Source organism: Pseudomonas batumici (assembly GCF_000820515.1).
Lineage (GTDB): Bacteria > Pseudomonadota > Gammaproteobacteria > Pseudomonadales > Pseudomonadaceae > Aquipseudomonas > Aquipseudomonas batumici.
Genome location: NZ_JXDG01000018.1, coordinates 144,812 through 170,034 on the forward strand (window position 1 = coordinate 144,812; position 25,223 = coordinate 170,034).

General features: G+C 62.2%; 23 protein-coding genes. 3 read left to right on the top strand and 20 right to left on the bottom strand.

Annotated features, from left to right (window positions below; translation table 11 throughout):
- Positions 1 to 2: 2 nt before the first annotated feature.
- Positions 3 to 2,270: a bifunctional 23S rRNA (guanine(2069)-N(7))-methyltransferase RlmK/23S rRNA (guanine(2445)-N(2))-methyltransferase RlmL gene (rlmKL, locus tag UCMB321_RS08770; protein ID WP_040065439.1), complete on the bottom strand. Its 2,268-nt coding sequence runs from the start codon at positions 2,268 to 2,270 to the stop codon at positions 3 to 5.
- Positions 2,271 to 2,858: 588 nt separating this feature from the next.
- Here rlmKL and rmf point away from each other — a divergent pair.
- A complete protein-coding gene (gene rmf, locus UCMB321_RS29915) occupies positions 2,859 to 3,074 on the top strand; it encodes a ribosome modulation factor (RefSeq protein WP_002553055.1) in 216 nt (71 codons plus the stop codon).
- A gap of 111 nt (positions 3,075 to 3,185) precedes the next feature.
- Here the strand turns inward: rmf and UCMB321_RS08775 are convergent, their stop codons facing one another.
- From UCMB321_RS08775 to ppsA, 13 genes are all read right to left on the bottom strand, one after another.
- The gene (locus UCMB321_RS08775; protein WP_040065440.1) at positions 3,186 to 4,208 is read right to left on the bottom strand and encodes a quinone-dependent dihydroorotate dehydrogenase; all 1,023 of its coding nucleotides are present in this window, start codon (positions 4,206 to 4,208) and stop codon (positions 3,186 to 3,188) included.
- 87 nt (positions 4,209 to 4,295) lie between these two features.
- Complete coding sequence (locus tag UCMB321_RS29450; protein WP_245220754.1) at positions 4,296 to 4,802, bottom strand: winged helix-turn-helix domain-containing protein; 507 nt, start codon at positions 4,800 to 4,802, stop codon at positions 4,296 to 4,298.
- A gap of 287 nt (positions 4,803 to 5,089) precedes the next feature.
- On the bottom strand, positions 5,090 to 5,383 hold the full coding sequence (locus UCMB321_RS08785; RefSeq protein WP_040065441.1) for an acyl carrier protein: 294 nt from the start codon (positions 5,381 to 5,383) through the stop codon (positions 5,090 to 5,092).
- A 31-nt stretch (positions 5,384 to 5,414) separates the two neighbouring features.
- Entirely contained in the window at positions 5,415 to 5,834 is a 420-nt protein-coding gene (locus UCMB321_RS08790) for a SycD/LcrH family type III secretion system chaperone (RefSeq protein ID WP_052451107.1), read from the bottom strand.
- A gap of 44 nt (positions 5,835 to 5,878) precedes the next feature.
- Complete coding sequence (locus tag UCMB321_RS08795) at positions 5,879 to 6,688, bottom strand: helix-turn-helix domain-containing protein (protein ID WP_084614851.1); 810 nt, start codon at positions 6,686 to 6,688, stop codon at positions 5,879 to 5,881.
- Positions 6,689 to 6,810: 122 nt separating this feature from the next.
- Positions 6,811 to 7,791: an OmpA family protein gene (locus tag UCMB321_RS08800; protein ID WP_040065442.1), complete on the bottom strand. Its 981-nt coding sequence runs from the start codon at positions 7,789 to 7,791 to the stop codon at positions 6,811 to 6,813.
- 107 nt (positions 7,792 to 7,898) lie between these two features.
- A complete protein-coding gene (gene sigX, locus UCMB321_RS08805; protein ID WP_157015878.1) occupies positions 7,899 to 8,489 on the bottom strand; it encodes an RNA polymerase sigma factor SigX in 591 nt (196 codons plus the stop codon).
- A 93-nt stretch (positions 8,490 to 8,582) separates the two neighbouring features.
- Positions 8,583 to 9,407 carry a mechanosensitive ion channel family protein gene (locus tag UCMB321_RS08810; RefSeq protein WP_040065444.1) on the bottom strand — a complete coding sequence of 275 codons (825 nt, stop codon included), beginning with the start codon at positions 9,405 to 9,407 and terminating at the stop codon, positions 8,583 to 8,585.
- A gap of 2 nt (positions 9,408 to 9,409) precedes the next feature.
- Positions 9,410 to 9,661: a CrfX protein gene (locus UCMB321_RS08815; protein ID WP_209437147.1), complete on the bottom strand. Its 252-nt coding sequence runs from the start codon at positions 9,659 to 9,661 to the stop codon at positions 9,410 to 9,412.
- Positions 9,662 to 9,719: 58 nt separating this feature from the next.
- A complete protein-coding gene (locus UCMB321_RS08820) occupies positions 9,720 to 10,715 on the bottom strand; it encodes a zinc transporter ZntB (RefSeq protein WP_040065446.1) in 996 nt (331 codons plus the stop codon).
- 25 nt (positions 10,716 to 10,740) lie between these two features.
- Positions 10,741 to 11,232, bottom strand: coding sequence for a ribonuclease E activity regulator RraA (gene rraA / locus UCMB321_RS08825; protein ID WP_040065447.1), 492 nt, complete (start codon positions 11,230 to 11,232; stop codon positions 10,741 to 10,743).
- Positions 11,233 to 11,387: 155 nt separating this feature from the next.
- On the bottom strand, positions 11,388 to 12,377 hold the full coding sequence (locus UCMB321_RS08830; protein ID WP_040065448.1) for an alpha/beta fold hydrolase: 990 nt from the start codon (positions 12,375 to 12,377) through the stop codon (positions 11,388 to 11,390).
- A gap of 204 nt (positions 12,378 to 12,581) precedes the next feature.
- Positions 12,582 to 14,957, bottom strand: a complete 2,376-nt coding sequence (gene ppsA / locus UCMB321_RS08835) for a phosphoenolpyruvate synthase (RefSeq protein WP_040065449.1) — start codon at positions 14,955 to 14,957, stop codon at positions 12,582 to 12,584.
- A gap of 176 nt (positions 14,958 to 15,133) precedes the next feature.
- Between ppsA and ppsR the strand changes: the two genes are divergently transcribed.
- Positions 15,134 to 15,952, top strand: a complete 819-nt coding sequence (gene ppsR / locus UCMB321_RS08840; RefSeq protein ID WP_040065450.1) for a posphoenolpyruvate synthetase regulatory kinase/phosphorylase PpsR — start codon at positions 15,134 to 15,136, stop codon at positions 15,950 to 15,952.
- Positions 15,953 to 16,111: 159 nt separating this feature from the next.
- Here ppsR and prpD read toward each other — a convergent pair whose 3' ends face one another.
- From prpD to UCMB321_RS08870, 6 genes are all read right to left on the bottom strand, one after another.
- On the bottom strand, positions 16,112 to 17,596 hold the full coding sequence (gene prpD, locus UCMB321_RS08845) for a 2-methylcitrate dehydratase (protein WP_040065451.1): 1,485 nt from the start codon (positions 17,594 to 17,596) through the stop codon (positions 16,112 to 16,114).
- Between the two features lie 7 nt (positions 17,597 to 17,603).
- Positions 17,604 to 18,788 carry a 2-methylaconitate cis-trans isomerase PrpF gene (gene prpF / locus UCMB321_RS08850; protein ID WP_040065452.1) on the bottom strand — a complete coding sequence of 395 codons (1,185 nt, stop codon included), beginning with the start codon at positions 18,786 to 18,788 and terminating at the stop codon, positions 17,604 to 17,606.
- Positions 18,789 to 18,838: 50 nt separating this feature from the next.
- Positions 18,839 to 21,433, bottom strand: a complete 2,595-nt coding sequence (gene acnD / locus UCMB321_RS08855) for a Fe/S-dependent 2-methylisocitrate dehydratase AcnD (protein ID WP_040065552.1) — start codon at positions 21,431 to 21,433, stop codon at positions 18,839 to 18,841.
- 141 nt (positions 21,434 to 21,574) lie between these two features.
- Positions 21,575 to 22,702 (bottom strand): bifunctional 2-methylcitrate synthase/citrate synthase, encoded by a 1,128-nt coding sequence (prpC, locus tag UCMB321_RS08860; protein WP_040065453.1) that lies wholly within the window; start codon positions 22,700 to 22,702, stop codon positions 21,575 to 21,577.
- 56 nt (positions 22,703 to 22,758) lie between these two features.
- Positions 22,759 to 23,658, bottom strand: a complete 900-nt coding sequence (gene prpB / locus UCMB321_RS08865) for a methylisocitrate lyase (RefSeq protein WP_040065454.1) — start codon at positions 23,656 to 23,658, stop codon at positions 22,759 to 22,761.
- On the bottom strand, positions 23,655 to 24,377 hold the full coding sequence (locus tag UCMB321_RS08870) for a GntR family transcriptional regulator (RefSeq protein ID WP_040065455.1): 723 nt from the start codon (positions 24,375 to 24,377) through the stop codon (positions 23,655 to 23,657). Before UCMB321_RS08870 ends, prpB begins: the two co-directional genes overlap by 4 nt.
- A gap of 306 nt (positions 24,378 to 24,683) precedes the next feature.
- On the opposite strand from UCMB321_RS08870, the gene rloA reads away from it, so the two are divergent.
- The gene (gene rloA, locus UCMB321_RS08875; RefSeq protein ID WP_040065457.1) at positions 24,684 to 25,223 is read left to right on the top strand and encodes a retropepsin-like aspartic peptidase RloA; all 540 of its coding nucleotides are present in this window, start codon (positions 24,684 to 24,686) and stop codon (positions 25,221 to 25,223) included.

Genomic DNA, 25,223 nt, shown 5'->3' on the forward strand with positions numbered 1-25,223 from the left:
GATCAGCGGGCGCTGATTTTCCAGGCGCGGTGGATCTTGCTGTTGCGGGCAAAATCCGGGTCCAGGGTCTGGGCGCTGATTTCCTCCACCGCATAGCGTGTCGCCAGGTGCTCATCGAGCTGGAACTTGCGGAAGTTGTTGGAGAAATACAGCACGCCGCCAGGTGCCAGGCGGGCCACGGCCAGGTCCAGCAACTGCACGTGGTCACGCTGGACGTCGAACACCCCCTCCATGCGCTTGGAGTTGGAGAAGGTCGGCGGATCGATGAAGATCAGGTCGAACTCGTCGCGACAGGTCTCCAGCCAGGCCATCACATCGCCCTGCTCCAGGCGGTTCTTGTCGGAAAAACCATTGAGCGACAGGTTGCGCCGCGCCCAATCCAGGTAGGTCTTCGACAGATCGACGCTGGTGGTGGTGCGCGCACCGCCCTTGGCCGCATGCACGCTGGCGGTCGCGGTGTAGCAGAACAGGTTGAGGAAGCGCTTGCCGGCCGCCTCTTTCTGGATCCGCAGACGCATAGGCCGGTGGTCGAGAAACAGACCGGTATCGAGGTAATCGGTCAGGTTGACCAACAACTTCACGCCGCCTTCGCTGACCTCGGTGAACTGCCCCTGGGCGCTCTGGCGCTCGTATTGCTTGGTACCGCTCTGGCGCTCGCGGCGCTTGATGATCACGCGGCTCTTGTCGACGTTCAATGCCTGGGGAATCGCCGCCAGGGCATCGAACAACCGGGCCTGGGCCTTTTCCGGATCGACCGACTTGGGCGCGGCGTACTCCTGCACGTGCACCCAGTCGTGGTAGAGGTCGATGGCCAGCGAGTACTCCGGCATGTCGGCGTCATACACCCGATAGCAGTCGACCCCTTCGCGCCGGGCCCACTTGCCCAACTGTTTGAGGTTTTTCTGCAGACGGTTGGCGAACATCTGCCCGCCTTCGCTCAGGCGTGCCTGCTCGACCACCGGTGCGGGAATCGGCGCCGGCTTGATCGGATTACCGTTCTTGTTGAATTTCGGCGCCTCGGCCACCGCCTGCGCCTGGGCCTCGGCCTGTTCGCGCTCGAGCTGGCGCTGTTCCGGTGTCCGCCGCTCGCCGGTGACGAACTGATCCGGCAGCACCTTGATCAACAGCAGCTTGCACGGCAAGGCACCGTTCCAGAACGAGTACTGTTTGTGGCTGCGAATGCCCATGCGCTTGCCCAGGTCCGGGGCACCGGTGAACACCGCCGCCTCCCAGTTCAGGCAGGACTGGCGCAGGCGCTCGCCGAGGTTCTGGTAGAGGTAGAGCAGGCTGGCTTCATCACCCAGGCGTTCGCCGTAGGGTGGGTTGCAGATCACCAGGCCTTTCTGGTTCTGGTCCGGGCGCGGCTCGAAGGTGGCCACTTCGCCCTGGTAGACCTTGATCCATTCGCTCAAGCCCGCCCGCTCGATGTTGTTGCGCGCGGGCTGGATCAGCCGCGGGTCGGCTTCATAGCCGCGAATCCACAGCGGCGGCCGCGCCAGGCCGGCTTCGGCACGGGCACTGGCTTCCTGATGGAGCTTCTTCCACAGCGCCGGTACATGACCGAGCCAGGCGTCAAACCCCCAGTGCACACGGTTGAGGTTGGGCGCCATGTCGGCGGCGATCATCCCCGCCTCCACCAGGAAGGTCCCGACACCGCACATCGGGTCGGCCAGGGCCCCGCCCTCGGCGGCAATACGTGGCCAGCCGGCGCGGATCAGGATCGCCGCCGCGAGGTTTTCCTTCAGCGGCGCGGCGCCCTGCTGCAGACGATAGCCGCGCTGGTGCAGGCTGTGGCCGGACAGGTCAAGGGAGAGGATCGCCTCGCCACGGTCCAGACGCAGGTGAATGCGCAGGTCCGGGCTGATCTTGTCGATCGACGGACGCTCGCCGGTCGGGGTGCGCAGTTTGTCGACAATCGCATCCTTGACCTTCAAGGCCCCGAAATGGGTGTTGTCGATGCCCGAACCATGGCCGCTGAACTCCACGGCCAGGGTCCCGTCGGCGACCATGTGATCCTGCCAGTCGACGTCCAGCACGCCCTGGTACAGGTCCTCGGCGTCCTTCATGGGGAAGCGCTTGAGCACCAGCAGCACGCGGTTGGCCAAGCGCGACCAGAGACACAGCCGATAAGCGGTCTCCATATCGGCCGAGCCGCGAATGGCCGAGGTGTGCTCGCGCGCCTCCTCAAGGCCAAGCCCGACGGCTTCCTCAATGAGCAGGCCTTCAAGGCCCTTGGGACAAGTGAGGAAGAGTTCGTAACGATCCGACATGGGAATTCCAAGGCTTCAAGCCATCAGGGAACGGGCAAACGCATCGCCCGCTCGGTTTCGATCAAGCGCTTTTCTCGAAGAGCGCTCGTGTGGCGCACCATTGCGCCTGTCCATCCAGGCAAATCCGCCAACCCGGGGGTTAAAAGAACTTTAGATGCCTGGACAGCTCAATATGTCCGTAACAAAAAGTCACATCGTGACCCTTCGTCGAATAATACCCGACCACAACAGGTCAGTAATCGCAGTAGAGAATGAACCTCATCATTCATCTAAAGGCTGATCATAGCTGGGTTTTCTCCCAGCGACCGAGCAAACCGCCAGCCAATCTTATGGCCTTAACACCATTATCGTTACGTCCTTATGACAAAACGATCATTCACACGCCCCTGTGCATTGGTTAGAACTCACTACAGGTTGACGTCGCAATGGCGTCAACACACCGCTCTGCACCACGAAACCGCCCTGGCGTGTTCGGAGCGGAGCGGAGCTCGCCACGCCGGCAGCGAGCACCATGGCAGATGCATTCTGCCCGGCCTCGACGAGAGGTCGACGGGAGATATAACAGTCAACCAGTGAGGGCAACACCCTATGAGAAGACTTAAGCGTGATCCGTTGGAAAGAGCATTTTTACGCGGATATCAATACGGCGTTCATGGCAAATCCCGCGAGCTTTGCCCCTTTACTCTACCGTCGGTACGCCAAGCCTGGATCAACGGCTGGCGAGAAGGACGCGGCGACAACTGGGACGGTATGACCGGCACTGCGGGGATCCACAGACTCAACGAACTTCACGCTGTCGGCTGATCAGGGCACATTCCGACACTACAATCCGAGCAACACACGACTTACCATGCACGCCCCATCCGGGCGGCGGGCTTCGGCCCAGGGGGCTCCTTGACGGAGCCCCTTTTTATTTCAGCGGCGTAACGCGGCGATGGCATCCACCGACTCGCGAATCAGCGCCGGCCCCTTGTAGATGAACCCCGAATACACCTGCACCAGGCTCGCCCCGGCAGCGATCTTCTCGGCCGCGTGCTGGCCCTCGGTGATACCGCCGGCGGCGATGATCGGCAAACGCCCGGCCAGTTCGGCGGCCAGTACCTTGACGGTATGGGTGCTCTTCTCGCGCACCGGCGCGCCGGACAGGCCGCCGGCCTCGTCGCCATGGGCCAGGCCCTCGACGCCGACACGGCTCAGGGTGGTGTTGGTGGCGATCACCGCATCCATGCCCGACTCCAGCAGCGCCTGGGCCACCAGCACGGTCTCTTCGTCGGTCATGTCCGGGGCGATCTTGATGGCCAGTGGTACGTACTTGCCATGCTGCTGCGCCAACTGCGCCTGACGTGCGCGCAGGGCCTCGAGCAGTTGCTTGAGCGAATCGCCAAATTGCAGGCTGCGCAGGCCCGGGGTGTTCGGCGAACTGACGTTGACCGTCACATAGCTGGCATGGGCATAGACCTTGTCCAGGCAGATCAGGTAGTCATCGACGGCACGCTCCACCGGCGTGTCGAAGTTCTTGCCGATATTGATGCCCAGGATGCCGGTGTAGCGAGCGGCGCGGACCCGGGACACCAGGTTGTCCACGCCCAGGTTGTTGAAGCCCATGCGATTGATGATCGCCTCGGCTTGCGGCAGGCGGAAGATCCGTGGTTTCGGATTGCCCGGCTGCGGCCGTGGCGTCACCGTACCGATTTCGACGAAGCCGAAGCCCAGCTGGGCAAAGCCGTCGATGGCCGCGCCGTTCTTGTCCAGGCCCGCGGCCAGGCCCACCGGGTTGGGAAAGTCCAGCCCCATGACCGTCACCGGGCTCGACGCCGGGGCTTTGCACAACAGGCCGTTGAGCCCCAGGCGGCCGCCCGCGCCGATCAGATCCAGAGACAGGTCGTGGGAGACTTCCGGAGAAAACTTGAACAACAGCTGGCGGGCCAGGTTATACATGGGCGGGCTTGACTCGGATGGCGGCGATAGTGGGCGGCGATTATAGCCGGGCCCCGGAAAAAACCATAGGCGCAGCACCGCCGCGGATCACCGGCAAGGCGGCACGCGTGTCGCATCGCCGCAGCCCTGCAGGCTGGTCACCAGGGCCAGGCGGGCCAGGGCCTGGTGATTGCCGGCCTCCCGTTCAAGGACCCGGGCCACTGCCGCACGCGCCTGCTCGACGCCCGCGCCCCGGTCACACAACCCCAACATCGACAACGCCAGCCAGGTATCGGCCAACTGCAACGCATCCCAGGGCTCGGCACAGGCGGCCATCTGCTCCGCCGGCTCAATCAGGCCGGGCACCAATGGCACGACCGGCGCAGTGAAGCGATAGCCCCTTCCGTAGACAGTGACAATGTAACTCTTGCTCTCCTCCAGCAATTTGCGCAGCACATAGATACAGCGTGTCAGCGACTCCTCGGCAGCGTCCATGCCTGGCCAGACACTGTCGAGCAAATGATCCTTGGTCACCAGCCTTCCAGCTGAGCCCAGCAACAGGCGCAGCACCTGCAACTCCTTGGGCGGCAGATGAATGTCCCGGCCGCGGGTCACCAGGTTTCCATCGCTTTGCAATATCCATTGACCAAAGACGAAGGCATGTCTCGGAGCCTTTCCAGTGGCGCTGTCCATAACCTCGACGCAATCCTCTATAGAGATGTACGACCATTCAAAAATAAACCCGGGAAAAGGGCTTACTCACGAGGAACGCAACGACTATAGGAATTCACACAGAGCCATGTCGGTAGGACATTTCCCGCATAAAAAAGGAATATTCAGCAAGGCTTAAGACTCGATAAAACCTACAGGCCTTAGCGCAATTCGCCCACGCACACTGCGCCTCAAAGCAGGAGATTTCGCCGCTCCCCGCGCGCTCCACGGGCGTTTCCTACACAGCGGCACATATCCGCCACGGTACGCCAGCGAACAGCCTCAGCGACCGACAGCTCGATACCGAACGCCGCATTGAACCGCCCCACCAGCTCGGCAAGATCCGCCTCGTCGATACCCAGGTCTTCCAGCATTCTCGACTCGAAGCGGATCTTTCTGCGCGACACTGAAAAATGCTCGGCCAGCAACACCATCACCTGCTGCTCGATAAAATAGTCACACCCTCCCGGATCCAGGTAACTCATCTTTTCATTTTCCGAATCCCCTGCCCGGCCATCACTGAATGGCACCCGCGCTCAAATCCTCGAGATAGGCCCGCGAGCGCCGGGGCAGCTCGCCGTGAGCCGCCTGCTCGAGCACATATTCAAAACAGTCCCTGGCCTTGGCGTGCGCCCCGAGCGCCAGCTGGCACTCGCCGGTATAGAACATCGGCCGGTAGTCGTCCCGGTCCTGGGCAAACGCCACCGCATAGAGCTCGATGGCCTTGCGATAGCGCCCCGAGACCTGATAGACCGCCGCCAGTCCCATCCAGTAATGGCTGTTGTAAAAGTCGTAAATACACAGGAAACGGAAGAGTTTTTCCGCCTCCTCCAGGCGTCCTTGCTCCTGGAACCGGCAGGCGTGGGCATAGAGTCCCTGCACCTGTTCGTTGCCGCTTTCGCTCATCTCCTTGAGCGCCTCTTTCGGGCCACTCATCGCCACACTCCCGAGGAACACGCCAGTGGCTGACGTCTTGACTGTCACGAGACCATCGAGCCCATGGAGGCCTGGATATCGCAGAGGCGACTGGGCGCCACCCCCAGCAATTCACGCACCTCCTTGGAAAAGTGCGACGAAGAGGCATAACCGAACTCCAGCGCCACATCGGTCAACGAACACTCGCTGCCAATCATGCTCAGCAGGGCCTTGGCCGTCCGCCAGTCGCGCAACTCGGGCTTGGCCGCACAACCCAGGGCCTGATGGCACAAACGTCGAAAGTGCGAGACCGACACGCCATAACGCTTGGCCAGGCCGATCAGTTTCTCGCTGGCGGTGCCTTGCTCCAGGAGAAAACGCACCAGCCAGTAGTCCGGACTTTGCCGCAAGACTTCGGCAAAGCGTTGATAGGCGGGATCACCGCGCAAGGCGCACTCGATATACCAGGACTCCAGCAGGGTCCGGCTTGCCGATATCCCCGAGGCCAGGGACAAGGCCGCCCAGGGCGCGGCGGCGGATCGCGCCCGCTCGAAGCTCATGCCCTGGTCGATAAACACCTGCAGCTTGACCAGGCTGGCCTCCACGGGGCGCTCGGCGAGCAAACCACCGTCAATGACCCGCAGCATGCCCCGCGCCACCAGCAAGCCCTGCCAGCGCGCCGGCAGGCACCAGGACACGTTCGCCTCTTCATGGGCCAGGCACACACCGGCCTCCCCCGCCTGTACCTGCACCACCTGTTCGCCACATAGCCATTCCGGACACCTGGTCGCGGATAGTTCATCGATCTGCACGCTGCGCCCCGTCTCGTTCTTATTGAGCAGTGCGATGATGGCCGGGCCGCGCCAGCCAATCATGATGAAAATCTGATGAACGGACATCCGAAAGCGCAAAAGTGCAGGTCGGTGGCCGCGCCAAGCTCAAATCGCAGGCGAAAAAAAGCCCGGCCTAAGCCGGGCTTTTTCTTACCGCAAGCTAATTACTGAGCTTGGGCTTCTACGGAAGCTTCTACACGACGGTTCATCGCGCGGCCAGCTTCAGTGGCGTTGTCAGCCACTGGACGGGTTTTGCCGTAGCCAACCGAGGTGATGCGGTCAGCACGAACGCCGTCTTTGACCAGAACTTGTTTCACAGCGTCAGCACGCTTCTGGGACAGCTTCTGGTTGTAAGCGTCAGGACCGACGTTGTCAGTGTGACCCGAAACCTGGGTAGTGGTTTTTGGGTACTGCTTCATGAAGTCAGCCAGGCTCTTCACGTCGCCGTAGCTGTTAGGCTTGACCACAGCCTTGTTGAAGTCGAACTTCACGTCCAGCTGGACTTTAACAACTTCTGGAGCTGGAGCGGATTCAGCCACTGGAGCTGGAGCCGGCTCTGGAGCAGGCGCTGGAGCCGGAGCTACCTTGCCACCGCTGCCACCGAAGTTCACGCCCAGGCCGATCAGAGCCTGGTAGTCCCAACGACCGTTGTCCAGCTTGTAGTCGGCTTCACCGCCGGCACGAGCGTACAGGTTGTCGGTGATGTACATCTTCACACCGGCACCGGTGGTCAGGTAGGTCGAACCGTCACGGCCAGTGTGACCGTCAGCAACGACGTTGCTCATGCTGCCGTGGGACACGCCACCTTCAACATACGGACGGAACATGTCGCCGACTTGACCGAAGTGGTACTGGGACTTCAGACCGAAGTGGTCACCGCGGATACGCTGGTTGCCAGTGTCGGCGTCCGAACGGGTGTACTCGTCCTTACGGTAGGTCAGGTTCACCGAAACGTCGTCGGTCAGGAAGTAGCCGATCGAGACGCCAGGTGTGCGACCGTTCTGGTAGGAATCGACGCTGTGGTTCCAGGTTTTGCCCCAGAACGCTTCACCTTCGACCGCGCCTTGACCTTGTGCCAGTGCGCCGAACGAAGTAGCGGCAATGAGAGAACCAATGGCCAAGCCCAAGGTGTTTTTCAGTTTCATCCGTTAAATCCCCATCTGGTGATTGTATAGCAGTCCCGCAAACCGGGGGACAACTCGGCGGCAAGTGTAGCAGAACTTGCCTACACGTAAGAGACATTTGCGCTGAACTAAGTTTCAGCGATACCCGCAAATTTCTCACGCAATTTGTCAAGGGCCCGCTTATAGCGCATTTTCGTGGCGCTCAAGCCCATGTGCATGATGTCGGCAATCTCCTGAAACTCCAGCTCTGCGACAAAACGTAGCACCAGAATTTCCCGGTCAATTGGGTTCACATGCACTAACCATCGATCTAGTCCACCCTTCTCCTCGGGCTTCGGCGTCTTCTCTTCAGACGCCTCCTCAAGGGGGTCGAGACTCAAGGCATCCATCAAGCGCCGCTTCCTGCGCTCTTTGCGATACTGCGTAATGCACTCGTTGTACGTGATGCTATATAGCCATGTCTTGAACTTCGATTTACCCTCAAAGTTCTTGAGGCCATACAGCACCTTCAACATCACTTCCTGACAGACATCATCCGCGTCGCGTTCGTTCCCCAAATACCTTGAACAAACGCTGAACAAGGTTCGTTGATAGCGCCGCATCAACTCTTCATAGGCGCGGGTCACATGGAACAGCTCGGTATGCGCGCGCGCCACCAACTCCTCATCGGTGAGTTCGCGGGGGTCGTAGCGCATGGAGAGCGATTGGGCTTTATTCAAAACGAGTCGGGCCGACAGTCAGGTCAATGTCCGCCGCAGCCCAAACGGCTGCGGGCTATTTTGCGGCGGCATAGATTAGCAGGGTTTGCCGGGTTAGCGGCTGCTGACATGCTGCTCCAGCAGGATCCGATTGGAGAGAGAGACTAGCTCACCCTCATCGGTCAGCAATGTCGTCTTGACCGTGCCGATCTCTTCGATCTGTCCTTCGACCTCTCCCACTCGCACTTGTTGCCCAACCTGATACAACTCACGCACATAGATTCCCGCAAGAATCTGCCCGGCGATTTCCCGACTGCCCAGCCCCATGGCCAGCGCAACCGCCAGACCAACGGTAATAAGCACGATGACGATCACATGGTTCAGCAGGTCGGTCTTGACCTCCAGCTGACTGATCGCCACCGAAATACTGATAATAATCACCAGGCCCTGGGCGATCCGGCCCAGACCCGAAGCGTAATCCAGACCGACCCCTTCGGCCGCGCCGCGCACCAGCCCGCTGACCACCTGGGCCAGCAAAACCCCCACCAGCAACACCAGGGCCGCGCCGAACACCTTCGGCAAATACAGGGCCAGCATGTCGAGCGTAGCTGAAACTCGCTCAAGTCCAAGGGATTCCGCAGCAGAAACCAGGAAAATCAGCAAAATGAACCAGTAGACGATCTTGCCCACCAGCGTCGAAATCGGCACCTGGAGGCCGGCACGGCTCAACAGCTTGGTCAATCCGGTACCGCCCATCAGGCGATCCAGCCCCAGCTTGGCCAGCAGCTTGGACAACAGGGTGTCCAGCAGCTTGGCCACCACGAACCCCAGCAGTACCACCACCAGCGCCCCGAACAGGTTGGGGATGAAGTTCGCGACTTTGGTCCACAAGGCAGTCATTGCCGTGACGAGACTCTGGGTCCAGAGGTCAAGTTCCATATTCAGTCAGCCTTATCCGCGGAGCGAGCAATAGGGGTACGACGGGAGACCGGCGCAACATGGGCCGATCCGTTGTTCAAGGCGATCATCAGCGCCTGCAGCCAATGGCCCAGCAGCGTGAAGAGATCACCGGCGCCGACCTGCCGGTTGGCGGTTTTCAGGACCCGCCCCAGGCAAGCGTCGTCGTCACGGGTGGACGGCGAGGCCTTGAGCATGTCACGCAGAGATTGTTCGAACGGATCGTGCATACGCACCTCTCGGTATATCTGTGAAAGACGCGATCATTTTTTTGCAGGTCACATCAAACATGTTTCACACCCAGCGCAAACGGCGGAAAAGCCACCATTGTCCGATGGCAACGGCGACGATCAGCAGACAGGCGATGACAAAACCGTAGGGGTTGCCGGACAACGGAATACCGCCGACGTTGATCCCCAGCAGGCCGGTCAGGAAACTCATCGGCAGGAAGATCCCGGTGACGATCCCGAAGCGGTACATGGTCTTGTTCATGCGCACGTTCAGGCGCCGCTCCTCGGCCTCAAGCACAAGCCCCACGCGCTCGCGGGTCAATTCGAGCTCTTCCAGGTAACGGGTCAGGCTGTTGTTCAATTCGTTCCAGTAACCGGCATCTTCATCGGCGAACCACGGCAGCTTGATCCGGCTCAATTGACCGAAGATGTCCCGCTGCGGCGCAAGGAAACGTTTCAGCCCGGCCGCTCGACGACGTATCTGCACAATGGCGCCGTGCTCGGGATTATACCGTTCGTCGGCATCTATCTTTTCTTCCTCGTCATCGACCACTTCCGAGAGGTCACTGACCAGGTCCTGCACCTTCAAGGTGAGGTACTGCCCGATGTAGAGAATCAGTTCGGCGGCGTTTTTCGGCCCCTTGCCCTGCTCCAGCTGCACCAGCAGCTCATCGGTCGCGCGCAACGGTCGCAAACGCAGGGAAATCACCCGCTGGTGCGCGGCAAAGACCCGCACCGAGACCATGTCTTCGGGCTCGGCACCGGGGTTGAGATTGACCCCGCGCAGAAACAGCAGCAGCTCGCTATCAGGCAAGGGCAGCAGGCGTGGCCGGGTATTTTCTTCCAGCAGCAGATCGCAGTTGAATTCGCTCAAGCCACTGGATGTGCGCAACCAGGCATGGGTCTGCGGGTGGCTGCGATCCCAGTGCAGCCAGAGGCTTTCCTCTGGCCGCAATTGCAGATCATCCAAGTCCGTGCGAGCAATCGCGCGTGCACCGCCCTTACCATCCAGCACCAGGGCATGGACCAGCCCCCACTGCGCGTTTTCTTCCGCGAACATCCTTACCCCATTGTGTTGCAAAAATTTACTCAGGCATCTTCAGCGGGCTCGGCGCAACGATCACACCGTTGTTGTCCGCGTAGATATACTCGCCCGGGCGAAAGGTCACACCGGCAAAGGTGACCGGAATATTGAGATCGCCAATGCCGCGCTTGTCGGTTTTCATCGGATGACTGGCCAAGGCCTGCACCCCCAGGTCGGTCTGGGCGATCACGTCGACATCACGGATGCAACCGTAGATCACCAACCCTTCCCAGCCGTTTTTCGCCGCCTTCTCGGCCAGCATATCGCCCAGCAGGGCACGGCGCAGGGAACCACCGCCATCGACCACCAGCACCTTGCCCCGGCCATTGAGCTCAACCTGGTCCTTGACCAGGGAGTTGTCCTCGAAGCACTTGATGGTCACGATCTCGCCACCGAAGGAGTCGCGGCCACCGAAGTTGCTGAACATCGGCTCAAGCACCTGCACCAACTCCGGATAGGCGTCGCACAGGTCGGGGGTGATGTAATGATCCATGAGTAAACTCCTGTAGATGGAATCGAGAATGCCAGACTTCGCAGGTCGCGCTACAAGATGAAACGCTTGCCCCCGGTCGAATGTTTAGACAATGACCCAAAACGCTCAATGCGTCATATCTTAGCCTTTTACCACCCATTAGCGGAATGCCCTTGTCAGGCCGTTTCCTGAACGACGGCTGACTCACGGAGCAGGAAGGCCTGCTGATCCCGCAGCCAATCGGCCACCCGCGGCCAGACTTCAGCCTGCGCCGGCTTGCTGACCAGCATCTCGACATGACCGAAATCCGAGCTGAAACCCTGTTCCCGCCCCAGGCAGAGAAAGTGCTTGTGCAACGATCCGATCTGCTCGAACAGCTTGCGACAGGCCCAGGTCGGGTCCTGATGATCACCCACCGCACTCACCGCCAGCACCGGCACCTCGACTTCCGCCAGGCCACCCCACCAGTCCCGCTCGGCATCCCGGAAACGCCCGAACAGGCCATACCAGCGCAGGCCTTCCAGGGCCAGGCCGATGGGCTCGTCCTCCGGGCCGCGCTTGAGACGCGAACCGGACAAATGGGCAAAGCGCCTGAGCAGCAAGCGACCGCCCCACTCCACCGGCGGAATTTTCAGGGGCCAGTAGGTGCGACTGACCTGGCAACCGAAAAACGCCGCCGAGGCGACCGCCGGCGCGCCCAGGTACTGACCGCCCAGGGCCGCCGCCAGGGTGATGCCCCCCAGGGAATGACCGATCCAGTGGGGAACCTGCCCGCTCTGCTCACGCACGAACGCGGCGATGGCCGGCAGGTCATAACGGGCGTAATCAGCCACGCGATTGCGCCGATAGTCCTGGTTACGCGCCGACAGCCCGTGACCGCGCATTTCCGGAATCCACACATCGAACCCGAGTCGCGTCAGATAGGCACCCAGGCCGATGCCTTTGGCGGAATACCAGAAACGCCGGTTGGAAAAGCTGCCATGCAACAGGACCACCGGCACACCCCGCGCCTGCGGCTCATCGGCGAGGCCCAGGCGGGTGACCGCCAGTTCGACCGTACCGTCGGGGCTGTTGCCCGGCTTCAAACGGTAGACGTCTTCACACAGATCGCCGCGACGCTCGGCGCTGATCAACGCCACCGGAAAAAGATTGCTGCTGCTTTGCATAAGGCTCTTGAACAAAAAAGGGCGACCCATGTGGACTCGCCCTGCAAATTGGATTTTACAACATAGGACACAGATTCTATTTACGACATAAGTCTGTAGGAAACGGGCTTGCCAGCAATGCTTTTACCGTCCTCAAGGACGCTATCGCCGCGGTGCGGCGTGCCGACAAGCCGGCTCCCACAGAAGAGAGCCGGCGGCGCCCCGTCAGGCCGGCGCCTGCCCCTCGGCCAGGAAGAACCAGGTTTCCAGCACGGAATCCGGGTTCAGCGACACGCTTTCAATGCCCTGCTCCATCAGCCAGAGCGCCAGGTCCGGGTGGTCGGAAGGCCCCTGGCCGCAGATGCCGATGTACTTGCCGGCCTTGTTGCAAGCCTGGATGGCGTTGGACAACAGCTTCTTCACCGCCGGGTTACGCTCGTCGAACAGGTGCGCGATGATCCCGGAGTCGCGGTCCAGGCCCAGGGTCAGCTGGGTCAGGTCGTTGGAACCGATGGAGAAACCGTCGAAGTACTCGAGGAACTCGTCGGCCAGGATCGCGTTGGACGGCAACTCGCACATCATGATCACGCGCAGGCCATTCTCGCCACGGGCCAGGCCGTTGGCGGCGAGCAGGTCGACCACCTGGCTGGCTTCGCCCAGGGTACGGACGAAAGGCACCATGATTTCGACGTTGGTCAGGCCCATGTCGTTGCGCACGCGCTTGAGGGCGCGGCATTCGAGTTCGAAGCAGTCACGGAAAGACTCGCTGATGTAGCGCGAGGCGCCACGGAAACCCAGCATCGGGTTTTCTTCTTCCGGCTCGTAGAGCTTACCGCCGATCAGGTTGGCGTATTCGTTGGACTTGAAGTCCGACAGGCGCACGATGACCTTTTTCGGCCAGAAGGCCGCCGCCAGGGTGCTGATGCCTTCCACCAGCTTCTCGACATAGAAGCCGACCGGATCGTCGTAACCGGCGATGCGCTTGTCGACGCTGTCCTTGAGCTCGGGCGGCAGGCCCGCGTAGTTCAGCAGCGCCTTGGGGTGCACGCCGATCATGCGGTTGATGATGAACTCCAGGCGGGCCAGGCCCACACCGGCGTTCGGCAACTGGGCGAAGTCGAAGGCACGGTCCGGGTTGCCGACGTTCATCATGATCTTGAACGGCAGCTCAGGCATGGCATCGACGGAGTTCTGCTTCACGTCGAAGCCCAGCTCGCCTTCGAAGATGTAGCCGGTGTCGCCTTCGGCGCAGGAAACGGTGACGCCCTGGCCGTCCTTCAGCAGCTGGGTGGCGTTGCCGCAACCGACCACCGCCGGGATCCCCAGCTCACGGGCGATGATCGCCGCGTGGCAGGTCCGCCCGCCACGGTTGGTGACGATGGCGCTGGCGCGCTTCATCACCGGTTCCCAGTCCGGGTCGGTCATGTCGGAGACCAGCACGTCACCGGCCTGGACCTTGTCCATCTCGGACACGTCGCGGATGATCCGCACCTTGCCGGCGCCGATACGCTGGCCGATGGCACGCCCTTCCACCAGCACGGTGCCGGTTTCCTTGAGCAGGTAGCGCTCCATGACATTGGCCTGGGTGCGGCTCTTCACGGTTTCCGGACGAGCCTGGACGATGTACAGCTTGCCGTCGTCACCGTCCTTGGCCCACTCGATGTCCATCGGGCACTGGTAGTGCTTCTCGATGATCATCGCCTGCTTGGCCAGTTCACTGACTTCGGCATCGCTGAGGCAGAAGCGCGCGCGGTCGGCCTTGTCGACGTCGACGGTCTTGACCGAACGACCGGCCTTGGCCTCGTCGCCGTAGATCATCTTGATCGCCTTGCTGCCCAGGTTGCGGCGCAGGATGGCGGGGCGACCGGCTTGCAGCGTGCCCTTGTGCACGTAGAACTCGTCCGGGTTCACCGCACCCTGTACGACGGTTTCACCCAGGCCGTAGGCGCCGGTGATGAATACCACGTCACGGAAGCCCGACTCGGTGTCGAGGGTGAACATCACGCCGGCGGTACCGGTTTCCGAACGCACCATGCGCTGGACACCGGCGGACAGGGCCACCAGCTTGTGATCGAAGCCCTGGTGCACGCGGTAGGAAATGGCACGGTCGTTGAACAGCGAGGCGAAGACTTCCTTGGCCGCGCGGATGACGTTTTCCACGCCGCGGATGTTCAGGAAGGTTTCCTGCTGGCCGGCGAAGGAGGCGTCCGGCAGGTCTTCGGCGGTGGCCGAGGAACGCACGGCCACGGCCATGTCCGGGTTGCCCGCCGACAGCGTGGCGAAGGCCGCGCGGATCTCGCTGTTGAGCTTCTCGGGGAACTCGGCCTCCATGATCCACTGGCGGATCTGAGCGCCGGTTCGGGCCAGGGCGTTGACGTCATCCACATCCAGCGCGTCCAGCGCCGCATGGATCTGGTCGTTCAGGCCACTGAGCTCAAGAAAATCACGATACGCCTGAGCCGTAGTGGCAAAGCCGCCGGGGACCGATACACCGGCACCCGCGAGGTTACTGATCATCTCGCCCAGGGATGCGTTCTTGCCCCCTACGTGCTCCACATCATGGACGCCGAGCTTATCGAGGGAAACTACGTACTCTACCAAGGTGATCTCTCCACTAACTGTGTTGGAAAAGCTCAGGAGCGGGGCTGCTCTATGGGCAGGTTGATCCGCTCGGTGGCCTGGACCTGGAAAATAAGTGAGAATGCCAGCCGTTCCTGGCGTGCAAACCGCGCCTATCATATCCAAGAATCGTCACCAGCTTAAGGCCCAAGGCGCAAATGAAACGATCTGCTTTCTTTATCTCCGATGGTACCGGTATCACCGCCGAAACCCTGGGTCAAAGCCTGCTGGCGCAGTTCGAAAACATTACCTTCGCCAAATTCATCCGTCCCTACATCGACAGCGTGGACAAGGCGCGGGCCATGGTGCAACAAATCAATATCGCCGCCGAACAGGACGGATTTCGCCCGATCATCTTCGATACCATCGTCAACCAGGATATTCGTGAGATCCTCGCGACCTCCAATGGTTTCATGATCGACATCTTTTCCACCTTCCTCGCCCCGCTGGAACAGGAACTGAGCGAGCACTCGTCCTACTCGGTGGGCAAGTCCCACTCCATCGGCGGCAACTCCAACTACATGGAGCGCATCGAGGCGGTGAACTTCGCCCTGGACAACGACGACGGCGCCCGTACCCACTATTACGACCAGGCCGACCTGATCCTGGTGGGCGTGTCGCGCTGCGGCAAGACCCCGACCTGCCTGTACATGGCGATGCAATTCGGTATCCGCGCGGCCAACTACCCGCTGACCGAGGACGACATGGAGCGCCTGCAACTGCCGTCGGCCCTGCGTGCCCACCGGCACAAGCTGTTCGGCCTGACCATCGACCCGGACCGACTGACCGCGATCCGCAACGAGCGCAAGCCCAACAGCCGCTATTCCAGCTATGCCCAATGCGAGTTCGAAGTGCGCGAGGTGGAAAACCTGTTCCGCCGGGAGAACATCGCCCATATCAATTCCACGCATTTCTCGGTGGAAGAGATTTCCGCGAAGATCCTCGTGGAGAAAGGCGTGGAGCGGCGTTTCAAGTAACGCCGAGCGCGGTCACTGTGGGAGCCGGCTTGCTGGCGATAGCGGCCGATCAGGCGATGCAAGGCTCACGGGCCTCATCGTCGGAACGCCGCCCGCAGCAAGCCGGCTCCCACAAGGGTGGCGTTCCGACCGTTCCTGCGCGGGAATGACCCGCCCCGCCTAGATTACGAACAGATCCATGAAGCGCTGCACCGGCGTCGCTTCCAGCCGCGCCTGGTCCTTGCACAGGGCCAGGATCTCGGCACTGCGCTGGGCAGTGAAGCGCGTCGCCAGATTGGCCTTGAACTTGTCCTCCAGCAACGGAATGCCCTCGGCCCGGCGGCGGCGATGGCCGATCGGGTATTCGACCGCCACCTGCGCGGTACTGCTGCCGTCCTTGAAGAACACCTGCACGGCATTGGCGATCGAACGCTTGTCGGCCTCCAGGTATTCCCGGCTGTAACGCGGCTCTTCGACGATCACCATCTTCTCGCGCAACACATCGATGATCGGATGGGCTGCGTGGAAATCATCTTCATAGTGCTCGGCCACCAGGTTGCCGAAGGCCAGCGGCACCGCCGTCATGTACTGCAGGCAATGGTCGCGGTCGGCGGGGTTGGCCAGCTTGCCGACCTTGGAAATGATGCGAATCGCCGACTCGTGAGTCGTAATCACGATCTTGTCGATCTCATCCAGGCGGTTGCTGACTTGTGGGTGCAGCATCACCGCCGCCTCACACGCGGTCTGGGCATGGAATTCGGCCGGAAAACTGATCTTGAACAGCACGTTCTCCATGACGTAGCTGCCGTACGGCTGGGAAAGGCTGAAGGCGCGCTGGTCTTCGGGCTTGAGTGCCAGGTCCTTGTTGGTGTGGCTGAACAGCACGTCGTAGAAGCCCCATTGCGGCGCGCTCAACACCCCCGGAATGCCCATTTCCCCGCGCAGGGCGATATCCGCCAGGCGAACGCCACGACTGGTCGCATCGCCCGCCGCCCAGGACTTACGCGAACCGGCATTCGGCGCGTGGCGATAGGTGCGCAGGGCCTGGCCGTCGACAAACGCATGGGACAGCGCCGCCAGCAGCTGTTCACGGCTGGCACCCATCAGTTTGGCGGTGACCGCGGTGGAGGCGACTTTCACCAGCAGCACATGGTCGAGGCCGACCCGATTGAAGGAGTTCTCCAACGCGAGCACGCCCTGGATCTCGTGAGCCATGATCATGGCATCCAGCACGGTACGCACGGTCAGCGGTGCTTCAGCGTTGGCGACGCGCTTCTGCGACAGATGATCGGCGACCGCGAGAATCCCACCGAGGTTATCCGAAGGATGGCCCCATTCGGCCGCCAGCCAGGTGTCGTTGTAATCGAGCCAGCGGACGATACAGCCGATGTCCCAGGCGGCCTTGACCGGATCGAGGCGAAAGCTCGTTCCCGGCACCCGGGCGCCAAAGGGCACCACGGTGCCCTCGACCAGCGGCCCCAGGTGCTTGGTGCACTCGGGAAAGCGTAGCGCCAACAGGCCGCAGCCGAGGGTGTCGATCAGACAATTGCGCGCGGTGTCCAGCGCTTCCGCCGACTCGATCCGGTAATCGAGTACATAATCGGCGATGTCCTGCAGGACCTGATCGTAATCAGGGCGCTCGTTCAGATCGACATTGGCGCTCATCTTCGCTTCACTCCCCTGGCACGCGCACCCAACCTTCCATCAGGACGCGCGCACTGCGGCTCATGATGGCCTTGACCACGGTCCATTCGCCATCGACCTGGGTGGCCTGCGCGCCCACCCGCAAGGTGCCCGACGGGTGCCCGAAACGCACCGCGCTGCGCGCGCCGCCACCGGCCGCCAGATTCACCAGCGTACCGGGAATCGCCGCCGCCGTACCGATGGCCACCGCCGCGGTGCCCATCATCGCGTGGTGCAGCTTGCCCATGGACAATGCCCGCACCAGCAGGTCCAGATCGGCCGCCGCCACCGGCTTGCCGCTCGACGCGGTGTAGCTGGCGGGCTTCGCGACGAACGCCACCTTCGGCGTGTGCTGGCGCGTGGCCGCCTCGTCGATGCGCTGGATCAGGCCCATGCGCACCGCCCCGTAGGCACGGATCGTCTCGAACATCGCCAGGGCCTTGGGGTCGCCGTTGATATCGCCTTGCAACTCGGTACCGGTATAGCCGATATCCGCCGCGTTGACGAAGATTGTCGGAATCCCGGCATTGATCATCGTCGCCTTGAAGGTGCCCACTCCCGGCACTTCCAGGTCGTCCACCAGGTTGCCGGTGGGGAACATCGAACCGCCCGCCCCCTCTTCCTCGGCCGCCGGGTCCATAAACTCAAGCTGCACTTCAGCCGCCGGAAAGGTCACGCCGTCGAGTTCGAAGTCACCGGTTTCCTGCACCTGGCCCTCGGTGATCGGCACATGGGCGATGATGGTCTTGCCGATATTCACCTGCCAGATCCGTACCACCGCCACACCATTGCGCGGAATCCGCTCGGCAGCCACCAGACCGGCACTGATGGCGAACGAACCGACCGCCGCCGACAGGTTGCCGCAGTTGCCGCTCCAGTCGATAAACGGCTTGTCGATGGAGACCTGGCCGAACAGGTAATCGACATCGTGATCGGCCTTGATGCTCTTGGACAGGATCACCGTCTTGCTGGTGCTGGAGGTCGCCCCGCCCATGCCGTCGATCTGCTTTTCATAGGGATCGGGGCTGCCGATCACCCGTAACAACAACGCGTCCCGCGCCGCGCCGGGCAGTTGTGCCGCTTCGGGCAGGGCGCTGAGGTTGAAGAACACCCCTTTGCTGGTGCCGCCACGCATGTAGGTGGCGGGAATCCTGATTTGCGCTGCATGAGCCATGAAATCGTGTCCTGTCAGGGCCGGGGCGGACAGCCGCCCCGGCACGTCGTCTAGCCAGCCGTGGCCGATTGAAGGAAGTCCTGGGCAAAGCGTTGCAAGACACCACCGGCCTCATAGATCGAGACTTCTTCGGCGGTATCCAGGCGGCAGGTCACCGGGACGTCGACCCGCTCGCCGTTCTGGCGCTGGATCACCAGGGTCAGGGTCGCCCGCGGCGTACGCTCGCCGATCACGTCGAAGGTCTCGGTGCCGTCGATGCCGAGGGTCTTGCGATCGGTCCCCGGCTTGAACTCCAGCGGCAACACGCCCATGCCCACCAGGTTGGTGCGGTGGATACGCTCGAAGCCTTCGGCGGCAATCGCCTCGACGCCGGCCAGGCGCACGCCCTTGGCCGCCCAGTCACGGGACGAGCCCTGGCCGTAGTCGGCACCGGCGATGATGATCAGCGGCTGCTTGCGCTCCATGTAGGTTTCGATGGCTTCCCACATGCGCATGACCTGGCCTTCCGGCTCGACCCGCGCCAGGGAACCCTGCTTGACCTTGCCGTTTTCCAGGACCATTTCGTTGAACAGTTTCGGGTTGGCGAAGGTGGCGCGTTGTGCGGTGAGATGGTCACCCCGGTGAGTCGCGTAGGAGTTGAAGTCCTCCTCCGGCAGGCCCATTTTCGCCAGGTACTCGCCGGCCGCACTATCGAGCATGATGGCGTTCGACGGCGACAGGTGATCGGTGGTGATGTTGTCCGGCAGCACCGCCAGCGGGCGCATGCCCTTGAGCGGCCGCGCACCGGCCAGGGCGCCTTCCCAGTACGGCGGACGACGGATGTAGGTACTCATCGGCCGCCAGTCGTACAGTGGCGTGACCTTGGGGCCGGTGTCCTCGTGGACGGCGAACATCGGAATGTAGACCTTGCGGAACTGCTCCGGCTTCACCGAGGCCTTGACCACCGCGTCGATTTCCTCGTCGCTCGGCCAGATGTCCTTGAGGCGGATTTCCTTGCCATCGGGGGCCAGGCCGAGCACGTCCTTCTCGATATCGAAACGGATGGTACCGGCAATCGCGTAGGCCACCACCAGCGGCGGCGAGGCCAGGAAGGCCTGCTTGGCGTACGGATGGATGCGCCCGTCGAAGTTGCGGTTACCCGACAGCACGGCGGTGGCGTAGAGGTCGCGGTCGATGATTTCCTGCTGGATAACCGGATCCAGCGCACCGGACATGCCGTTGCAGGTGGTGCAGGCAAAGGCCACGACGCCAAAGCCCAGTTGCTCCAGCTCGTCGGTCAGCCCGGCTTCGTCCAGGTACAGCGCCACGGTCTTGGAGCCCGGCGCCAGCGACGACTTGACCCACGGTTTGCGGGTCAGGCCCAGCTTGTTCGCGTTACGTGCCAGCAGGCCGGCGGCGATGACGTTGCGTGGGTTGCTGGTGTTGGTGCAACTGGTGATGGCGGCGATGATCACCGCGCCGTCGGGCATCTGCCCCGGCACCTCCATCCACTGGCCGGCAATGCCCTTGGCCGCCAGGTCGCGGGTGGCAACGCGGGCATGGGGATTGCTGGGGCCGGCCATGTTGCGCACCACCGAGGACAGGTCGAAGCTCAGTCCCCGCTCGTAGTCCGCGCCTTTCAGGCTATCGGCCCAGAGACCGGTGTGCCGGGCGTAGGTTTCCACCAGCTTGACCTGCTCGTCTTCGCGCCCGGTGAGTTTCAGGTAGTCGATGGTCTGCTGGTCGATGTAGAACATCGCCGCCGTGGCGCCGTATTCCGGGGCCATGTTGGAAATGGTCGCGCGATCGCCCAGGGTCAGGGCGGAGGCACCTTCACCGAAGAACTCCAGATACGCCCCGACCACTTTCTGCTTGCGCAGGAACTCGGTCAGCGCCAGCACCATGTCGGTGGCGGTGATGCCCGCTTGCAGCTTGCCGGTCAGCTCGACGCCGACGATTTCCGGCAGGCGCATCCAGGACGCCCGGCCGAGCATCACGCTCTCGGCTTCCAGGCCGCCGACACCGATGGCGATCACCCCCAGCGCATCGACGTGGGGCGTGTGGCTGTCGGTGCCGACGCAGGTGTCGGGGAAGGCCACGCCGTCACGCGCCTGGATCACCGGCGACATTTTCTCCAGGTTGATCTGGTGCATGATGCCGTTGCCCGGCGGGATCACGTCGACGTTCTTGAAGGCCTTCTTGGTCCAGTCGATGAAGTGGAAGCGGTCTTCGTTGCGGCGGTCTTCGATGGCGCGGTTCTTGGTGAAGGCGTCCGGGTCGAAGCCGCCGCACTCCACGGCCAGGGAGTGGTCGACGATCAGTTGGGTCGGTACCACCGGGTTGACCTGGGCCGGGTCGCCGCCCTGGGAGGCGATGGCATCGCGCAGGCCGGCCAGGTCCACCAGGGCGGTCTGGCCGAGGATGTCATGGCAGACCACGCGGGCCGGGAACCAGGGGAAATCCAGGTCGCGCTTGCGCTCGATCAGTTGCTTCAGGGAATCGCTCAGTGTCGCCGGGTCGCAGCGCCGTACCAGGTTCTCGGCGAGGACCCGGGAGGTGTAAGGCAGGCCGTCGTAGGCCCCGGGCTGGATGGCATCGACCGCCGCACGGGCGTCGAAGAAATCCAGGTGGCTGCCGGGCAGCGATTTGCGGTATTGGCTATTCATGGTCTGGGACTCGATCACGGTAAGGTCAACAGCAGACGGCAAACCCTCCGGAGCCGGACAGCGACCTGTGGCGAGCGGGCAAGCCCACTCGCCACAAATTCGGCCCGTCACAGCCCCTTGAAACGGTTTACGCCTTCTTGATCAGCGTTGTTCGATTGGCACGAACTTGCGCTGCTCGACGCCGATGTACTCGGCGCTCGGACGGATGATGCGGTTGTGGGCGCGCTGCTCGAACACGTGCGCGGCCCAGCCGGTCAGGCGCGAGCAGACGAAAATCGGCGTGAACAGCTTGGTCGGGATACCCATGAAGTGGTACGCCGAGGCATGGTAGAAGTCGGCATTGGGGAACAGCTTCTTCTGCTCCCACATGGTCTTGTCGATAGCTTCGGAGACCGCGAACAGCACGGTGTCACCGACTTCATCGGCGAGTTTCTTCGACCAGCCCTTGATCACTTCGTTACGCGGATCGTTGTCTTTGTAGATCGCATGGCCGAAGCCCATGATCTTGTCCTTGCGCGCCAGCATGCCGAGGGTGCCTTCGACGGCCTCCTGCGGCGAGCCGAAACGCTCGATCATTTCCATCGCCGCCTCGTTGGCGCCGCCGTGCAGCGGGCCACGCAGGGAACCGATGGCGGCGGTGACGCAGGAGAACAGGTCGGACAGGGTCGAGGCACAGACCCGCGCGGTGAAGGTCGAGGCGTTGAACTCGTGCTCCGCGTAGAGGATCAGCGACACATCCATCACCTTGCGGTGCAGCTCGCTCGGCGCCTTGCCGTGCAGCAGGTGCAGGAAGTGGCCGCCGATCGAAGCCTCGTCGGTCACGCAGTCGATGCGCTTGCCTTCGTGGCTGAAGCGATACCAGTAGCACATGATCGCCGGGAACGCGGCCAGCAGCCGGTCGGTGGCTTCATGCTGGCGGGAGAAGTCGCCTTCGGGCTCGATATTGCCCAGGAAGGAACAACCGGTGCGCATCACGTCCATCGGGTGGGCGTCGGCGGGAATCCGCTCCAGCACCTCTTTCAGCGCCTGGGGCAGGTCACGCAGGGTACGCAGCTTGCCCATGTAGGCCGCCAGTTCGGTGGCAGTGGGCAGCTCGCCGTACAGCAGCAGGTAGGCGACTTCCTCGAAATGCGCCTCGGCGGCCAGTTCACGCACGTCGTAGCCACGGTAGGTCAGGCCGGCACCGGCCTGGCCGACGGTGGACAGGGCGGTTTGTCCGGCGACCTGGCCACGCAGGCCGGCACCGCTCAGTACTTTTGCTTCAGCCATTGCTCTCTCCAATTCTTGAATTTATTAGGGACCCGGCAACTCAGGGTAGTCAGGCCTCAGCCCTTCTTCTGGGCAAACAACGCATCGAGCTTCTGCTCGAAGGTGTGGTAGTCGATACGATCGTAAAGCTCCATGCGGGTCTGCATGGTGTCGATCACGTTCTGCTGGGTGCCGTCACGGCGAATCGCGGTGTAGACGTTTTCCGCCGCCTTGTTCATGGCACGGAACGCCGACAGTGGATACAGCACCAGGGACACATCGGCGGACTTCAGCTGTTCGGTGGTGTACAGCGGCGTCGAACCGAACTCGGTGATGTTGGCCAGGATCGGCGCCTTCACCCGGCTGGCGAACAGCTTGTACATCTCAAGCTCCGTGATGGCTTCCGGGAACACCATGTCGGCACCGGCCTCGATGCACGCGGCGGCACGTTCCAAGGCCGACTCCAGGCCTTCCACGGCCAGGGCATCGGTACGCGCCATGATCACGAAGCTGTCGTCGGTGCGGGCATCCACCGCCGCCTTGATGCGGTCGACCATTTCCTGCTGGGTGACGATTTCCTTGTTCGGACGATGGCCGCAACGCTTGGCGCCGACCTGGTCCTCGATATGGATCGCCGCCGCGCCGAACTTGATCATCGACTTGACCGTGCGCGCCACGTTGAACGCCGAGGCACCGAAGCCGGTGTCGACATCCACCAGCAGCGGCAGGTCGCAGACATCGGTGATGCGGCGCACATCGGTGAGCACGTCATCCAGGCCGGTGATGCCCAGGTCCGGCAACCCGAGGGAGCCGGCCGCAACGCCGCCACCGGACAGGTAGATGGCCTTGAAGCCGGCGCGCTTGGCCAGCAAGGCGTGGTTGGCGTTGATCGCGCCGACCACTTGCAAGGGATGTTCGCTGGCGACCGCATCGCGAAAACGCTGACCGGGCGTGCTCTTGTTGGAACCCTGACTCATGACTCACCTCGCTGGGTAGCTGTCGGTTTGGCGGCGTCCTGGTAATGACGCGCGATATTGCGTTTCGATGCGCCGATATGGCGGCGCATCAACAGTTCGGCCAACTCGCCATCGCGATCGGCGATGGCGTCGAGAATCCGATGGTGCTCGGCGAATGCCTGGCGTGGCCGGTTGGGGGTGACGGAAAACTGGATGCGGTACATGCGCACCAACTGGTACAGCTCACCGCAGAGCATCTGGGTCAGGGTGCGGTTGCCGGCCCCCTGGATGATCCGATAGTGGAAGTCGAAATCGCCTTCCTGCTGGTAATAGCCGACTCCGGCCTGGAACGCCGCGTCGCGCTCATGGGTATTGAGAACCTGTCGCAATTCCTCGATTTCCTCGACGGTCATGCGCTCGGCCGCCAGGCGACAGGCCATGCCTTCGAGGGACTCGCGGATTTCATAGAGTTCGATCAATTCGGCTTGGCTGAGGGACACCACCCGGGCACCGACATGGGGAATGCGCACCAGCAGGCGCTGGCCCTCCAGGCGGTGAATGGCCTCGCGCAGCGGGCCGCGACTGATGCCGTAGGTGCGCGCCAGTTCCGGCTCCGAGATCTTGCTGCCAGGGGCGATCTCGCCCTTGACGATCGCCGCCTGAATACGCCGGAAGACGTTCTCGGACAAGGTTTCCGAATCGTCCTGGGCAGTCACCGGCGGCTCCAGCTCTTGCAGCATATTGTCGACACCTCATCCATCAATGGCGCCAAAACTAGCCAATACGAGCGAATCAGTCAAAGAATTAATTGGTATTGTCGACAATAGTCTAAGACCCCCAAGGTGGGTCGCCAGGCTCGGGCAACCAACACCGGCCTATCCGACAAGGGGGGCGCCCGATGCTGGCGCCATAAAACCAGCATGCTAGAATGCCGCGCGCATCCGCCGATGCGCGGCCTGTCCTATTTTTCCGACAGACGTACGAGGATGTTTGCGCGATATTGCCAGTCCCCTTGAATCAAGATTGCTCGATACGCGCCAGGATTTATGAGACTCAAGCCTTTCCCCCTACTGCTTCTCTGCCTGTTTTGTCTGCCTGGCATGAGCCTTGCGACAGAGAAGACGGTGTACGGCCTGAACGAGTACGCCCACCTGGCCGGGATCGATCTGCAAGTGCCGGCCAAGCTCGACACCGGCGCCAAGACCGCCTCTCTCAGCGCCCGCGACATCCACCGTTTCAAGCGCAACGGTGAAAGCTGGGTGCGCTTCTACCTGGCGATAGACACCGCGCATTCGCACCCGATCGAACAGCCCCTGGCCCGCGTCAGCAAGATCAAGCGCCGCGCCGGCGACTATGACCCGGACGAGGGCAACGCCTATACCGCGCGGCCGGTGATCACCCTGGAGATCTGCATGGGCAGCGTTTTACGCAGCATCGAAGTGAACCTGACCGACCGCAGCAGCTTCCAGTACCCGCTGCTGATCGGCTCCGAGGCACTCAAGCGCTTCGATGCGCTGGTCGACCCCAGCCTCAAATACGCCGCCGGCAAACCCGCCTGCAGCCACGACGCTCATACCGCCGAGTAA

Coding starts and splice junctions, on each gene's coding strand:
- rlmKL (WP_040065439.1), bottom strand. CDS start 2,270: ATGTCGGATCGTTACGAACTCTTCCTCACTTGTCCCAAGGGCCTTGAA.
- rmf (WP_002553055.1), top strand. CDS start 2,859: ATGAGAAGACTTAAGCGTGATCCGTTGGAAAGAGCATTTTTACGCGGA.
- UCMB321_RS08775 (WP_040065440.1), bottom strand. CDS start 4,208: ATGTATAACCTGGCCCGCCAGCTGTTGTTCAAGTTTTCTCCGGAAGTC.
- UCMB321_RS08785 (WP_040065441.1), bottom strand. CDS start 5,383: ATGAGTTACCTGGATCCGGGAGGGTGTGACTATTTTATCGAGCAGCAG.
- UCMB321_RS08790 (WP_052451107.1), bottom strand. CDS start 5,834: ATGAGTGGCCCGAAAGAGGCGCTCAAGGAGATGAGCGAAAGCGGCAAC.
- UCMB321_RS08795 (WP_084614851.1), bottom strand. CDS start 6,688: ATGATTGGCTGGCGCGGCCCGGCCATCATCGCACTGCTCAATAAGAAC.
- UCMB321_RS08800 (WP_040065442.1), bottom strand. CDS start 7,791: ATGAAACTGAAAAACACCTTGGGCTTGGCCATTGGTTCTCTCATTGCC.
- UCMB321_RS08810 (WP_040065444.1), bottom strand. CDS start 9,407: ATGGAACTTGACCTCTGGACCCAGAGTCTCGTCACGGCAATGACTGCC.
- UCMB321_RS08820 (WP_040065446.1), bottom strand. CDS start 10,715: ATGTTCGCGGAAGAAAACGCGCAGTGGGGGCTGGTCCATGCCCTGGTG.
- rraA (WP_040065447.1), bottom strand. CDS start 11,232: ATGGATCATTACATCACCCCCGACCTGTGCGACGCCTATCCGGAGTTG.
- UCMB321_RS08830 (WP_040065448.1), bottom strand. CDS start 12,377: ATGCAAAGCAGCAGCAATCTTTTTCCGGTGGCGTTGATCAGCGCCGAG.
- ppsR (WP_040065450.1), top strand. CDS start 15,134: ATGAAACGATCTGCTTTCTTTATCTCCGATGGTACCGGTATCACCGCC.
- prpD (WP_040065451.1), bottom strand. CDS start 17,596: ATGAGCGCCAATGTCGATCTGAACGAGCGCCCTGATTACGATCAGGTC.
- prpF (WP_040065452.1), bottom strand. CDS start 18,788: ATGGCTCATGCAGCGCAAATCAGGATTCCCGCCACCTACATGCGTGGC.
- acnD (WP_040065552.1), bottom strand. CDS start 21,433: ATGAATAGCCAATACCGCAAATCGCTGCCCGGCAGCCACCTGGATTTC.
- prpC (WP_040065453.1), bottom strand. CDS start 22,702: ATGGCTGAAGCAAAAGTACTGAGCGGTGCCGGCCTGCGTGGCCAGGTC.
- prpB (WP_040065454.1), bottom strand. CDS start 23,658: ATGAGTCAGGGTTCCAACAAGAGCACGCCCGGTCAGCGTTTTCGCGAT.
- UCMB321_RS08870 (WP_040065455.1), bottom strand. CDS start 24,377: ATGCTGCAAGAGCTGGAGCCGCCGGTGACTGCCCAGGACGATTCGGAA.
- rloA (WP_040065457.1), top strand. CDS start 24,684: ATGAGACTCAAGCCTTTCCCCCTACTGCTTCTCTGCCTGTTTTGTCTG.